The sequence below is a fragment of the Schleiferilactobacillus shenzhenensis LY-73 genome, from assembly GCF_000469325.1.
Classification (GTDB): domain Bacteria; phylum Bacillota; class Bacilli; order Lactobacillales; family Lactobacillaceae; genus Schleiferilactobacillus; species Schleiferilactobacillus shenzhenensis.
Window position 1 is genome coordinate 18,737 of the sequence record NZ_KI271589.1, and the last position, 13,642, is coordinate 32,378.

At 57.5% G+C, this 13,642-nt stretch carries 14 protein-coding genes; all 14 read right to left on the reverse strand.

From position 1 onward, the window contains the following. Positions 1-81 precede the first annotated feature (81 nt). The 14 genes from L248_RS07560 to L248_RS16525 all read right to left on the reverse strand — a co-directional run bounded on the left by L248_RS07560 (position 82) and on the right by L248_RS16525 (position 13,574). Positions 82-891, reverse strand: coding sequence for a Cof-type HAD-IIB family hydrolase (locus tag L248_RS07560; protein WP_022529565.1), 810 nt, complete (start codon positions 889-891; stop codon positions 82-84). Between the two features lie 74 nt (positions 892-965). After that, positions 966-1,814: a CPBP family intramembrane glutamic endopeptidase gene (locus tag L248_RS07565; RefSeq protein WP_040535557.1), complete on the reverse strand. Its 849-nt coding sequence runs from the start codon at positions 1,812-1,814 to the stop codon at positions 966-968. Between the two features lie 270 nt (positions 1,815-2,084). Then, positions 2,085-3,551 (reverse strand): PTS transporter subunit EIIC, encoded by a 1,467-nt coding sequence (locus L248_RS07570; RefSeq protein ID WP_022529567.1) that lies wholly within the window; start codon positions 3,549-3,551, stop codon positions 2,085-2,087. A gap of 18 nt (positions 3,552-3,569) precedes the next feature. Then, on the reverse strand, positions 3,570-4,475 hold the full coding sequence (locus L248_RS07575) for an alpha/beta hydrolase (protein ID WP_022529568.1): 906 nt from the start codon (positions 4,473-4,475) through the stop codon (positions 3,570-3,572). 181 nt (positions 4,476-4,656) lie between these two features. Further along, positions 4,657-5,301: a bifunctional 2-keto-4-hydroxyglutarate aldolase/2-keto-3-deoxy-6-phosphogluconate aldolase gene (locus L248_RS07580; protein WP_022529569.1), complete on the reverse strand. Its 645-nt coding sequence runs from the start codon at positions 5,299-5,301 to the stop codon at positions 4,657-4,659. Between the two features lie 55 nt (positions 5,302-5,356). Beyond that, the gene (gene hxlB, locus L248_RS07585) at positions 5,357-5,902 is read right to left on the reverse strand and encodes a 6-phospho-3-hexuloisomerase (RefSeq protein ID WP_022529570.1); all 546 of its coding nucleotides are present in this window, start codon (positions 5,900-5,902) and stop codon (positions 5,357-5,359) included. Then, complete coding sequence (locus tag L248_RS07590) at positions 5,899-6,525, reverse strand: orotidine 5'-phosphate decarboxylase / HUMPS family protein (RefSeq protein ID WP_022529571.1); 627 nt, start codon at positions 6,523-6,525, stop codon at positions 5,899-5,901. The genes hxlB and L248_RS07590 overlap by 4 nt, the downstream gene beginning before the upstream one ends. A 76-nt stretch (positions 6,526-6,601) precedes the next feature. Next, positions 6,602-7,558 (reverse strand): sugar kinase, encoded by a 957-nt coding sequence (locus L248_RS07595; RefSeq protein ID WP_022529572.1) that lies wholly within the window; start codon positions 7,556-7,558, stop codon positions 6,602-6,604. Positions 7,559-7,600: 42 nt separating this feature from the next. Then, entirely contained in the window at positions 7,601-8,869 is a 1,269-nt protein-coding gene (locus L248_RS07600) for a hypothetical protein (RefSeq protein WP_022529573.1), read from the reverse strand. A gap of 18 nt (positions 8,870-8,887) precedes the next feature. Further along, a complete protein-coding gene (locus L248_RS07605; protein WP_022529574.1) occupies positions 8,888-9,139 on the reverse strand; it encodes a hypothetical protein in 252 nt (83 codons plus the stop codon). A gap of 25 nt (positions 9,140-9,164) precedes the next feature. Then, the gene (locus L248_RS07610) at positions 9,165-9,917 is read right to left on the reverse strand and encodes a sugar phosphate isomerase/epimerase family protein (RefSeq protein WP_022529575.1); all 753 of its coding nucleotides are present in this window, start codon (positions 9,915-9,917) and stop codon (positions 9,165-9,167) included. Positions 9,918-10,108: 191 nt separating this feature from the next. Next, on the reverse strand, positions 10,109-11,107 hold the full coding sequence (locus L248_RS07615) for a LacI family DNA-binding transcriptional regulator (RefSeq protein WP_022529576.1): 999 nt from the start codon (positions 11,105-11,107) through the stop codon (positions 10,109-10,111). A 42-nt stretch (positions 11,108-11,149) separates the two neighbouring features. Next, entirely contained in the window at positions 11,150-13,129 is a 1,980-nt protein-coding gene (locus L248_RS07620; RefSeq protein WP_040535560.1) for a beta-galactosidase, read from the reverse strand. A gap of 250 nt (positions 13,130-13,379) precedes the next feature. Continuing rightward, a complete protein-coding gene (locus tag L248_RS16525; protein ID WP_425423448.1) occupies positions 13,380-13,574 on the reverse strand; it encodes a putative holin-like toxin in 195 nt (64 codons plus the stop codon). Between the last annotated feature and the right edge of the window lie 68 nt (positions 13,575-13,642).

Below are 13,642 nucleotides of genomic sequence, written 5' to 3' on the forward strand. Positions count from 1 at the left end.
CTATCGGATGCGCTGAGCTGCTCGGAAACCAAGTGACGGACACCATTAACCGACGCTACTGGCGTAAATTTTTTCTGCCAATTATAGATAAAAGTACTTCTTCAAGAAATTGGCGACACCGTTCTCTTCGTTGGTATCGGTCACCCGGTCGGCGATGGCCTTGATACTGGGGATGGCATTGCCCACGGCGACGCTGAGGCCGGCGAAGAGCATCATCTCCCGGTCGTTCTCTTCGTCGCCGAAGACCATCAGGTTCTCGGTGCCGTAGCCGAGATGCTTGAGCAGCCGCTCCAAGCCGACGCGCTTGTTAATGCCGGCGGGCATCAGCTCCAGCAATTGGCGACGGGAGCGGGTAATGTCGACACCCTCAATATTCAAATTGCTTTGGAGCTGGTCGACCAGCGTCGGTTTCACGGCGATGGCGCCTTTGTAGATAGCCTCCGTCTTGGCGTCGCGATACTCGTCTGCCCGGTAGAATAAGAAAGGCATACCGTGGGGCGCCACCAGCGGATACTGGGATTCGCCGTGATCTAGCAGGGCGTATACCGCATTGGCGGCAACGAGATTGACTGGCACCTTGTACTGCCGGCCAACATCCACGACGCCGGCCACGGCCTGTTCCGGCATAGTCTGGCTGAAGATGACGGTACCCTTGTTGTTCTCCCGCACCAGCCCGCCATTGAAGTAGATGGAGAAATCGCCTGGACGGGTCAGCCCCAGCTGCTGGTTCAGCTTAGTCAGACCCGGCACCGGGCGGCCGGAGCAGAGCACGATCTTCATCCCGGCGTCATGGAGATGGGTCAGGACAGTAATCGTCTCCGGGGCGAGGGTACCGTCTTCTTTGAGCAGTGTATGGTCTAGATCGAATGCCAGCAGCTTGAATTGTTGCATGGTGATGCTCCTTCCGTGGTGAGTCAATAAATCTATTATACGCCACGACGGACAGTATCACCGGCCAATTCTGGCTAGGCAAACGTCAGGACCCACTGGGGATGCCGGCGGCGAATCACCAAATAGACTACCATATAAACCAGTGCAATGACGACGCCCAGCAGCATGAATTCGCCGGCGGCAGTCAACTGGGCCCAACTGAAGGGGTGGTCCTCGAGGTTATACATGCCGCCGGGAAACGCAAACTGCCGCGTCACGGGGTAAAGATCAGTTAAGAAGTGCACGATCATGCCCGGCCAGAGGGAACGGGTCAGCAGCATCACCATCGTCACCGCCAATGCCCAGCCGAAGACGGTCAGCATGTTGTAGATGGTGGGAAACAAGAAATTCGGTGCCCCAGCCGCATTATTCAGGTGCATCAGAGCAAAAAGCAGGCTGGTCAGAACGACCGTGCTAAAAACAGGCCAGCGCGTTCCCTGTAAGACATGCCGCAAAAGCTGAAAGACGACGCCGCGGAAAAGAACTTCTTCGGCCACGGCAATCAAAACAACTTGGAGGATACTCCAGGGAATGAGGGCGTGAAAGTCTTCTAAGCGCCACATGGTTTGAACTTCCGGCCAAATGTCCGGCAGTGACTGGCCGATGTTGAGCCATATGATTGGGGCACTCAACAAAAGGCCCCATAACAAGGTCCGTCCAGCGAAAGGAACATGAATGTGCAACCAGTGTTCAGCAGCCCATAACAGGGCTAAATTCACGCCGGTTTCTAAGAGGATCAGCTCGACGTGGTAGCCGCCGCTGGTGATCAATAACGGCCACCAGCCGGCGATCATCAGAACAATTTGCTCAATGATCAAGACGACTGCCACAGCTAACCAGTAATATTTGCGGGTAATAGAACGCCCTGTATGTCTTTCTTCCATGGCTCTCATCGCCCCTCTTTTACAGATTGCAGTTGATGTGAATTAACAGCCAATACATCATACACAATTGCTTGTAGGTAAGACGCTCACGGATTGCACTAATCATGAGATTTTCTTCACTGTCAAGCCATTAATTGAAGAAATTATACTTTTTTGCCAAAAAGGGTCAAACAGATCAGCCCTCTTTTTTCTGCGCAAATAAAAAGCAAGGTCAGGAGCCGCGTGGCTGACGCTTCCTAACCTTGCAAAAACGGGTATTACATCGTGGCACTACTGCTCCGGATAGATCTCATCAATCCGTCCTTCATCCACCCCAAAGAACCAGGTGACAACGAACCCGCCCAAATACGCGACGGCCATCGCCAGCAGATAGCTCAGCTGCTGCCCTGGCTGCATGATCAGCAGGCCGAACAAACCAGAGACACCCTGGGAGACAGCGCCCAGATGGAACAGTGAAGCAACCACCCCGCCGAACCCAGCGCCGATGCACGCCGTCAAAAACGACCGGCCCAGCGGTAAGGTCACCGCGTACATCAGCGGTTCGCCGATCCCCAGAATGGCCACGGGAATCGAGCTCATCACCATCTTTCTGAACCGGGCATTCTTGCTCTTGAAGTATAGAGCAAAGCCGGCGCCGACTTGCCCGCCGCCAGCCATCATCAGGATGGGCAAGAGGTAGTTGATGCCGTGGGTCGGGCCGGTGGGGTCATTGAGCAGCACGTGGATCGGCGTCAACGCCTGGTGCAGGCCGACGGAGACAAGGCCGAGGAACGTGGAGGACAGGATGAAGCCGCCGAATACGCTGAGCTTGCCGTAGACGAAGTCCATGACCAAGTAAATCGCGTTGGTCAGCCAACTGCCCACCGGCTGCAGGAAAACCACCGCCACCAGGGCGCCGATGATCACGGTCAGCAGCGGTGTGAAGAACGTGTCCAGCACCGTCGGCATCCACCGCCGAATCTGCTTCTCCAGCCAGGCGAAGAAGATGCCCATGAACAGGGCCGTCAACAGCCCGCCGACACCGACCACGTAAGGCGTGTTGGTCAACGGCATCGTGATGGCTTGCGACCCCAGCGGGAAGCCGGGCACCACGACACCGAGGCACAAGGTCCCGCCTAAACCGCCAAGAATCGCGCTCCCGTGGAATTCCCGGGCCGCGTTCATACCGACGAAGATGGGCAGAAAGGTGAACAGACCCCAGCCCAGCGTCTTGATCGTCATGTACCACCAGTCGTTCACGAACGCGGAACCAGTCTGGTAGTCGATGACATTAGTCAGCCCGTTGATCAGGCCAGCAGCAATGATCCCCGGCAATAACGGGATGAACACGTTGGCAATATGCTGCAGACCGCGCTGGAGCGGCTTATCGTGTCTGGCCTTGTTCTCGGCTTTGTTTTCCTTGGCAATGTCCCGCACGTCACCGCCCGCGCGCTCGCTATCCTGGGCCACCGTGGCCTCATCCTCATCGTCGGCACCCAGCGGTACCTGGGTCAGCGAAGCAAACGGCTGGGCCACTTGGTTGACCTTGCCCGGTCCCAGGACGACTTGCAAGCTATCCGCATCGACCACGGCCAGGACACCGTCGATTTTCTTCAATGCATCCACATTGACCTGGCCCTTATCCTTGACGCCCAGGCGCAGGCGAGTCATACAAGCCACGTTCGACTGGATATTGTCCTTGCCGCCAACATCGGCCAGGATTTTCTTGGCCATTTCTTCATAACTCTCATTCTTCATGATGGTCTCCCCGCCTTTCTACTTGCCGACCTTGAACTGGTCGATGACCCATTGGTACCCCTTGGGCATGGCCTTGGTCCAATAGGTCCAGTTGTGATTGTCACCGCTGTCCTTGACGAACTTGACGCTGTTGCCGTTGGCCTTGACCGCCTTAACGAAGCGGGTCACGTCCTTGATGGGCACGGTGGTATCCGAGCTGGTCGATTCCACGTAGAACTGAACATTCTTGGACTCGGCGCTCAGATAATGGGTCGGGAAGACGCTGTTATAGACCTTGTCCGACCAATTCGTGTGGCCGTCAGTGAAGGCATGGAGCGACTTGCGGAAGATGTTATCGGCCGGCAAGTCATACCAGACCGCCGGGGAGACGAGGACCGCTTTAGAAAAGTAGTCCGGGTACTTCAGCGCCAAGCGAGCCGCCCCGTAACCGCCCATGGAAATGCCGCCGAGGGCGTGGTCCTGGCGGGCGGTGCTCACCTTGTAAGTCTTGTTGATGGTGGGAATTAGGTCCTTCATGATTGCGGTCTCCATCTGCATGCCGCCCTTGGCGTTGATGTAGAACGAGTTGAAGCCGTCGATGAAGACCACGATGGCCCTTTGGTTGGCCCGGTGAATAATACCGTCCAGCATCTGCTGGGAATTGAACCGCTCCAGCAGGTTACGGTGATTGCCGTACAGCCCGTGCATCATGTAGACCACCGGGTAACGCTTGCTGGCCGTCGGGTTATATCCCGCCGGCAGGTAGACGTCATAATTCCAGTCGATCCCCAGGGCCTTGGAATAGACCGTCGTCGTCACCACTTTACTGGTGGGAGAAACGGTGCTGGCCGCCTTGGGTTTGCTGTTGCCACACCCGCTGACCGCAATCAGCAGCAGGGCTAAGCCGGCCGCGAGAGCCAGCCAGCCGTGCGTGTGTTTTCTCATGTTTTCCGCCTCCAAAATAAGCTGAATAAGTGCACCTTGAAACCGATTTAATCGTAGCACGTGGGAAATCCCGTTTCAAAATATATCGCTAGATAATTTTGCGTCCAAAACGATGTTTCACAAGCAAACAAAAAGAGAGGCCGGCGTGCCGGTCCCTCTGTATAGTTCTTACTGAAAACAGTTAGCCGCGAATCTCCGCCAACTTAGCCTGGTACTTCTTGGCTTGGGCAGTCACCGCCGCGTAATCGCCAGTCTTGGCCCCTGCCGTCAGATTACTGCCGGCACCGACCAGGGCCACACCCGCGGCGAACCATTCCGCCATATTGTCGACGTTGACACCGCCGGTGGGCATGATGCTCAGGTACGGGAACGGCGCCAGGACAGCCTTGACCATGGCCGGCTTCATCACCGCACCCGGGAACAGCTTGACCAGATCAACGCCAGACTCCAGCGCCTGCTGCATCTCCGTGGGGCTCATGCAGCCGGGGGTGTACGGTGTCGCGTACAGGTTGCACATCTTAGCGGTCTCCGGGTTGAAGCTGGGGCTCACCACAAACTCTGCCCCAGCAATCATTGCGACCCGGGCGGTGGCCGGATCTAAGACGGTACCAGCCCCGATAACGACGCTCTTGTCATCGGCGTACTTCTTCGTCAGGTTGGCGATCACTTGGTCCGCATGGGGCACCGTGAAGGTCAACTCAATAGCGGTGACCCCGCCGGCAATAACGGCATCGGCGGTCTTCTCGGCCACCTCCGGACTATCCCCGCGGACAACGGCAACGACACCGGCCTTTTGCAGGCGCATCAGACGATCAACTTTTTGCATGGAAGAAAAGCTCCTTTTCTTTTGTGGACTGATATATTACTTGGTCAACACCATTCTACTCTACATTGACGTGGGCGTGAAGCGCTGCCGCGTTACTCGTATCATCCCGTTTAGCCAGCTTCAGGCAGAGGGCATCCAGGGTGATATGCACCGTCTGATCGAAGAGCGTCGACAAGAGCTGGATGGACTCGACGCCCGCCCCGGTCTTAGTCGCCCCGGGAACGACCACGACGGCATCGGCCAGTTTGGCCAGCGGTGATTCCGGGTCACTGGTGAACGCCACCACGTTCAGCCCCAGTTTTTTGGCCGCTTCCGTATCCGCCACAATGGTCTTGGTCGTGCCAGAACCGGACACCGCCACCCACGTGTCGCCCTTTTGAATCGACGGGGTAATGGTCTCGCCCATGACGTAATCGGTGTAACCGATGTGCATCAAGCGCATGGCGAAGCCTTTCGCCTGGAAGCCAGAACGACCGGCGCCGATGACGAAGATCCGTTTGTCTTTGGTGAGAAAGGGCATCGCCTGGTCCAGCTGTTTTTCGTCCACCAGGGCCATCACCGTGTTGATCTCGTGCATAATATCGGGTAAAACTGTTGTCATTTGTGAACTACCTCCATTAAATCGTGTGCTGCAGCCGCCGGATCGTTGGCTTTGGTAATCGCGGAACCGACGATCACGATGTCCGTCAGGCCCTGGGTTGCCAACGCGGCCGCCCCAGCCTGGTCGACGCCGCCAGCAATCGCCAAGTGCTTCAAGCTGGGGAATTGCTGGTGGAACGCTGCCACCGTGGCCGTCGGCGCCATCTTGTCCTGCCGGTCGGTACTGTGGTGCAGACAATAGATGGCCTCCGGGAAATCACTGATGGCTGCTTGCTTGTCCGCGGTCGTCTCCATCAGGTCGATCATCATGGTCCGCTGAGCGGCTTGGGTGACTGCCGCCACAGCGGCAATCGTCGCGTGGGAACTGGCGCCCATGACGGTCAAAATATCAGCACCGGCCTGGAATCCTTGGGTAAACTCATAGGCCCCTTCATCGATAGTCTTCAGGTCGACCAGCAGCCGACTGCGCTGCACGGCCGCCCGCATCGTGATCATTCCGTGGTACCCGTAATCCTTGACCAGCGAGGTGCCCATCTCAACGATGTCCACGACCCCGTCCAGTTGCTTGGCCAACGCCGCCGCATCATCCAGCGACAACCGATCAATGGCTGCTTGGAGTTGCATAACTGTCCCCTTTCTCGTCTTCATCAACGCAAAATACGTGCCAGCAGAATCATAGCACGTATTGGCGAATTGTCGTTTATCGCGGATTGGCGGCCAGGAATGCGGCCAGCTTCTCCGGTGTCGGGTAGCCGTCGTTGTCGCCCGGTGCTTGCACGGCGAAGGCCCCGACCGCATTGGCCCGGATGACTGCGTCCCGTAAGGACTGGCCTTCCATTAACGCGGTGACCAGCCCTAGGGCGAAGCCATCGCCCGCACCAACCGTATCGACCACCTGGTCGACCTTGAAGCCCGGCACCGTGTAACTATCGCCGGCCTTCGTCTGGACGTATGCGCCCTTCGCCCCCGTCTTCACGACCACCGTTTGCGTGCGGTCGCTCTGACCCAGGTAGAAGTCAGCAATCGCCTTAGGGTCGTCGCTGCCCACCAGGATCTTCCCCTCGTTGTCCCCAGGCAGAATGATCTCGGCTTCCTTGGCCAGTTCGTTCAGCGTACCGGCCATCTTCTCCTGACTGGACCATAGCTGCGGCCGCAGGTTAGGGTCGAAGGTGGTGCGGATGTTGTGTTCATGCAGCAGTTGAATCAAGTACTTGAAGGCGTCCAAGGCTTGGTCAGAAATCGCCGGAAAGATGCCGGACAAGTGGGCAAACTTGACGCCGGAGAAATCGATCTTGTCCAGCATGCGCTTTTCAAAGTGGGCCGCCGCCGAGTTGCGCCGGAAGTAGAAGATGCTGGGGTCGCCATGGGAGACCCGGTCCTTCAATTGGAAGGCCGTCCAGTAGTCCGGGGTGGAAGAAATGTAATCCGTCCCAATCTGGTTTTCAGCCAACTGATCCTTAATGAAGTCGCCGAAAGGATCTTCCCCTAAACGGGTGATGTACTGGGCGGAGTGGCCCAGGCGGGAAACCCCCACCGCCACGTTCACTTCGGCACCGGCCAAGAACTTGTGGAAATGGACGGCGTCTTTCAGCGACTTGTCCATATCTTCTGAAGCAAAGAGGGCGATGGGTTCGCCGATGGTTAAGAATTCTGACATGGTGATAACCTGCTTTCTAAAATAATCTTCTTATGGAAGAGTTTACATTAATACGTAAGCGACAACCAGGTTGAATGCCGTCGCGATCCAAGCCCAGGGCAAACCCGTGAGCAGGAACGTCTTCGTGTCGAGCCCGGCATACTCCACTGACCACAGGTTCCAAGACTGGGTGATGTCGGCAGAAACAGCCATCATCGTTGGCACCACCAGCAGGCCATATAAGAAATACGGCGGGAACATCCCCGTGGCAGTGAAAATCGCCGCGGTGGCGGCACCCGCACCATAAAGCATGAGTGGGCCACGGAAGTAAGATAACGGGGCAATGACCATCATGATGATGACCAGCAAGAACCGGTTATTCGGGATAATGCTCTTGAACAGGCTGGTGAACTGGCCCATCGTGTGCACGGCGGCACTCTGGAACATGGTCAGCACTAACAGCATGATGAGCAACCCGGCGATGTCGCCAATGGCCGTCTTGGCCGTATCGTTCATCATCGTCACGAACCCTTTGTAAGTCTTCATGTTGCCGGTCATCGCAAAGGCTAGCAAGGTCGCCAGCAGCAAGGCCGGAATAGCATCCCACTTGAAGAAAATGCTCATTGCGACCGGGACCACGGGCAAGATATAGGTGATCCAGTGCACTTCTTGGACTTCCCCTTCTTCTTCAGCAATCATTTCAGGCTGGCCATGACGGATTTTCCGGGCGTAGAACAGAATCATCGCCATCACGATGATCATCTGAATTGCCGCAGCCACGAAGCCGAAGCGGAGGTAGTGATCATTCCACTTGACGCCTTTGAAGAATACCGTGAACTGATTGAACAGGACGGGGTTAATATACATCGCCGCCCCAATCGAGAGGGTGAAAACTGAAACGGCCACCCGCCGCGGGACGCCCATCGAAAACATGATGGGGAAGAGAATCACGCCGACTGCGATGGCGGAACCAACACCGTAGGCACTGGAGAAAATCAACGCGGTAATCCAGGCAATCAGGATCGTGGCGAAGACGGGCGCATTCTTCCCGATTTTCTGCGTCCGCCGACTAATACTGCCGGCAATCCCCGTATCCACCAGCACCCGGCCAAACCAGGAACCGAGGATGATATAAAGGGCCGTCTTCCCGTACCCGAGTACGGGGTCGGTGAAAATTTCTTTAACGGCCACATTCAGCGGCACCAATCCAATGATTGTCCAGGCCACGGCCATCACCAGGAAGCCGACGGTCAGATTGCCGCCCTTCATGGCGTAAACGACGAAGCCGATGAAGGTGGCGATGAGCAAGATGCCGGTTATTGCTGTTCCCATAAATGTCACCCTCCTCGCTTAATAGTCGTTCAGTTCGCTCAAAATCCGCTGGTAGCTGGACTTGATGCCTTGGTTGCCTTTGTCCACGAAGAAAGTATTCTCCGTTGAATTGAACCGCTCCGCCAGGAAGTAGGCCGACAGATATGCAGCCAGGGCCTGCTTGGCGGCACTTTCTAAATCCTGGTCACGGGGTTGGACATCAATGTTCAGTGTGCTCAAGAATTGCTCGGCAAACTGCTGCGGATCGATCTGTACGCGTTCTTGTGGCATGGTGGATCACTCCTTGATTGTGGGTTTACTTCGCTGCGTAATACTGGGCAAGCTTCTTCTGCCCAATCGTGATGACGTCGTGTGCCCCGGTCGGGTATTCCAACGCTACCGGCACATCCTGGGGCAGGATGTCCAGGATGTCGCGCCACGGCAGGTCGCCCTCATCCAAGGGGACAGTCACCGGATGGGTGCCCGTGGTCACGTCGTCCTTCACGTGGATGTACCGCACGAACGGTGCTAGCGATTGCGCTGCAGCGACCGGGTCGGCACCGACGAAGGGCCAGTTGCCTAAGTCGTAGACATACCCTAAGTCCACATGGGCGGCTTTGATAGCAGTGAGAAAAGCGGTAATGGGCGCCAACGTCCCGCTGGTCTGGGTTTGGTCGTTTTCAATATTGATTTCGATGCCTTGGTCAATCAGCGGAGTCAAGACGGCAGCCAAATCGCCGGTGAAATGGGCGAAGTCGCCGGTATTCCACTTGATCTTCTTGATCCCTAACTGCTTGCCCTCGTCCAGGTAACCCTGCAGCTTCGGGTTCACGGCGCCGTCGACGAATACTTCGTCGGGGACGCTGTAGTACAAGGTCACGCCGTGGGCGCGGGCCAGTTGGGCCACGGCTGGAATTTCTTCCGTCATATTGCGGAAGTACTCGCGGCGAATCTCAATCGTGTCAAAACCCAGGTCGATCAACTCGGGCATCAGTTCTGCTTGGGACCGGCCGGCTTGCCATTCGTCGGCCAAGAGCAAAAAGTTAGCGGCAATCATTGGTGTGGTCATGGGACATCCTCCTTCGGATAGGGACCTGCGGGGCTGAGTAAAAAGTGGGAAACCGATTTCCCAATCTCTATGGTCAATATAGTAAACCGGTTTCCCTAATCCGTCAAGCGCTTCCAGAAACTTTTTTGAAGACAACAAAAAAAAACGCCAGCGGACGCTGGGTAACGTCCGTTGGCGCAATAATGAATGGCTTAAAGTGAGTGGCGCAAATCGAGGGTCGCCGGAATTTCGATGCGCGTCGCCGGGGCCGGGGTGCCGTTCACGGCCTGGTACAAAAACTCAGCGGCCTTCTGGCCAATCTGCTGGGGATGCTGATTAACGCTGGTGATCCCCGGCCCGGCTAACCGCGCCCAGTCCCAATCATCGTAGCCGCAGATGCCCAGGTCCCGCGGCGTCTGCAAGCCCTGATCCTGCATCCAGAACAAGGCGGCCATCAGCAGCCGGCCATTGGTGGTGAAGACGGCCGGCCGGTGTCCCGGATGGGCCGTCAGCCAGGCGCCGATCATACTGACATCGGCCTCGGCGGCACTATCGCCGTGGGTCTCCAGCAGTGTCACGGGAATATGGTGGTCTTGGCCCACGTCCGCAAAGCCGCGGTAGCGCAGCATCCGGGACGACACCAATTGCACCGGATTGGCGAAAACGATGATGTCCTTGTACCCGGCCCGAATCACCGTTTCCGCTAAGGTCCGGCTGGCGCTGTAATCACTGGAGGCCACGGTGACATGGCGCCGAGGCAGACTGTCCCGGTCCACGATCACCATGGGGATACCGGCGAGACGGACAAAGTCGTACTGGTGAGAATCCTGACTCATCGGCTGCAGGATGATGCCGTCGACGCCTTGGCCAATGAGCAGGTGGAGCACCCGTTTCTCCTCCGCCAGATCATTCCCGGCCCCCGCCACCAAAATCTGGTCCCCTGCCTCCTTGGTCACGTCATTGATCCCCGTGATCAGCAGGGTGGAATAAATATTAGCCAGGTCGGCCACCACCACGCCGATCAGGTGGGTCCGCCGGGACTTCAAGGCACTGGCCTGGCGGTTGGGCACGAAACCCAGCTGGGCCACCACCGCCGCGATGCGGTCCCGCGTGGCGGCTGACATGCGTTCAAAGTGCCCGTTTAAGTAACGTGATACCGTGGCCTTAGAGACATTTGCCGTCTTGGCCACGTCGTCGATCGTGGGTCGCACTTTTCTCCCCTGCTTTCTCGTATGATGATTCCTACGATACCATTAATAGGCAATCATCGGCAGCTCCGTGACTAGCGGCGCAGTGGGCTGGGCCTCACCGGCGTTGATGGCGTCGATGTGCTGGGCCGTGGCGCGCACCGCCGCGCCCAGTGCCTCGTAGGGCTGACTGCAGATATCGAACAGACCAATGTTGTAATTCTCCCCATCGAAGCGGCCCAGGGCGAACTGGTCATAGGCCTGGAAGTAGTGGCAGCCGACGCCGTTGGGCGTGGCGGCCACCGCTTCGCAGTAATGGCGGAAGGCGGTGCCCCGGTCGGCCTGGCTGCTGACGGCTTCCAGGCCCGTGGCGGTTGGTCCAGCGTCCAGCGCGCCGAAGTGAAATTCGCCGATCATCACCGGTCGATCCACCCCCAGCGCCCGAATCTGGTCCAGTTCCTTGGTGGGATCCATGGCGTAACAGTTGATCGAAAAGACATCGTAGTCTTCCCACCCAGCGATCAAGTCCGGATCAGAGACCCAGGCCCAGCGCATGCCCAGAATCAGGTGGTTCGGATCCACCGCCCGGCAAGCGGCCGCCGGCACACTGACGTACTGCTTGACCATCTGGCGAGAAAAGGCCCGCAGGTCTTGGTCCGCCGCGGCCGGTACCGCGGCCGTCGTGTAGAGCTGGTCGAAACTGGTGAAGTCCGTGTGCCAAGCAGCGTTCAGGTCCACAATCTTCCCGTGGTATTGGGCTGTCAGTACCGCCACCAGTTTTTCCTTGGTGGCCGTCCGGGCCGGGTTGGCCAATACTTCGGCGCCCAGGTTCAAGTGGTCAACGAACGCCCAGCTGGGTTCATTTCTCAAGAAATACCCGATCATCCAGGGGTCATCCTTCTTGGCCGCTAAGGCCGCGGCGCTCTTCTGCGCCTCGGCGGTGTACTCCGGGGCGAAAACGTCCGGAAAGTCGCGGAAGATGTGGACGGCCGTATCCGGGAACTGCGGCAGCATCGTCACGTAAGGTAGCGCCTGCCGGCGGAGCAATGCCCGGTCGCTCCAGTTGCCAATGGTGTTGATGCCCAATCCGCGCAGCTGGTGCAGCATCATCTCCTGCCAGCGCTCGTACCAGTGACTGCCAAACGCCCGCTGGAGGTTGGCCTGGGTGAAGGCGAAGCTCTCCACCGGCTTGCCCGCTGGCGTGTGCCCAGTGGCGAAGAAATGGGTGTACTCCGGGTCGCTGTGTTCCGGCAGCCACTCTAAGTAATTATGGATGCCCTCAATGCGGCAGTCGTTAGCCGCACCGACGCAATCCACACCCAGGCTGAAGAAGGCATTGCCGGCAGGGTCGGTCAGATACCAGCGGTCGGCCGCCTTCTTGGTGGCGAAGAACCCTGTCCCGGGGGTCAGCGGCTGGGTCAAGCTGCCGCCGTACTTATCCCAGCTGCTGACCGGCAGCGCCGGCTCCTCGTCAGCAGCCTTGGTCAGCCGCTGCTGCAGCTCGGTCTCCGAATGGATCTTCTCGGGCCAGTCCTTGTTCGCGTTCTGGCCGAACTGATCCACCAGCACCTTCTGGTCCAAACCGATGCGCGGATAGTCATTCGTGTACCGCAAGTTGGTGACGTGCAGCGTGGTCACTGCCGCGGTGGGCAGCGGGGCCAGTTCCATCCGCGTAATATCCGCCAGAGCCACCGCGTGGCCATGGCAGACGACCTTCAGACCGCCGACCGGCGCATCGGGGAAGAGCACGTCGCCGCGGAACCAGGCTTTGTCGATTACTATCGTGCTGCGCACCTCAGGCAGGATACCGAAGCGGATCGTCATCGCCGGGTCTTTCTCCCCCGTCGTGTAGATCAGCAGGTTCAAGGCCATGCTGTTCGCAGAAGCCGGCCGCAGCACTGCTGTGAGGTAACGTTCTGCGGCAGAGGCGAAGCCGGTCACGTCAATGCCCCCGCCCAGCCGGCCAGTCAGGCTGAAGCCGCCTGTCTCCGCGGTGAACTGAGTTTGGCCGACGACGTCTGCCGCCGTCATTTGAATATGGGTCATGGATTCAATGCATTCCTTTCTTCAGTAAGAAATGAAGCGCTTAACAGTCTTATCTTACCATGCAAACGGCGGGGATTCGCGCGGCTTTTCCCATTTGCGAACCAGAAATGTACTTGTTATAATGTAGATACAAAAGAGGCCGGTGTGCGTGAGAACACCGACCAGTGCAAACCGCTTTAAGAGCGGCGACCAAGTTTCAGACGGTAAAGCCTGCCTTCAACCTGCTCAAGTTAAGGGACAGGCTTTTTTGTTATTTTTCGTTGTGCTTGTCGCTCATAATGGTTGCGATGAGCATGCCAAACGCAATCATGAGCGACAAGACCTGATACAGATCCACGCTGTGGAAAACCTTTCTTTGGATTGGTTCCAATCCCCATGGCGTCACTTCCTCCAGGGCTAACCCACAGCCGCCGTCCATAAAACTTCTGCTTAGATGGTATATCATAGTCCATTTTTTACATCGACAACAAAATAGCCGGCCAAAAAGTGGGAATCCCACTGATTGGCCGGCTT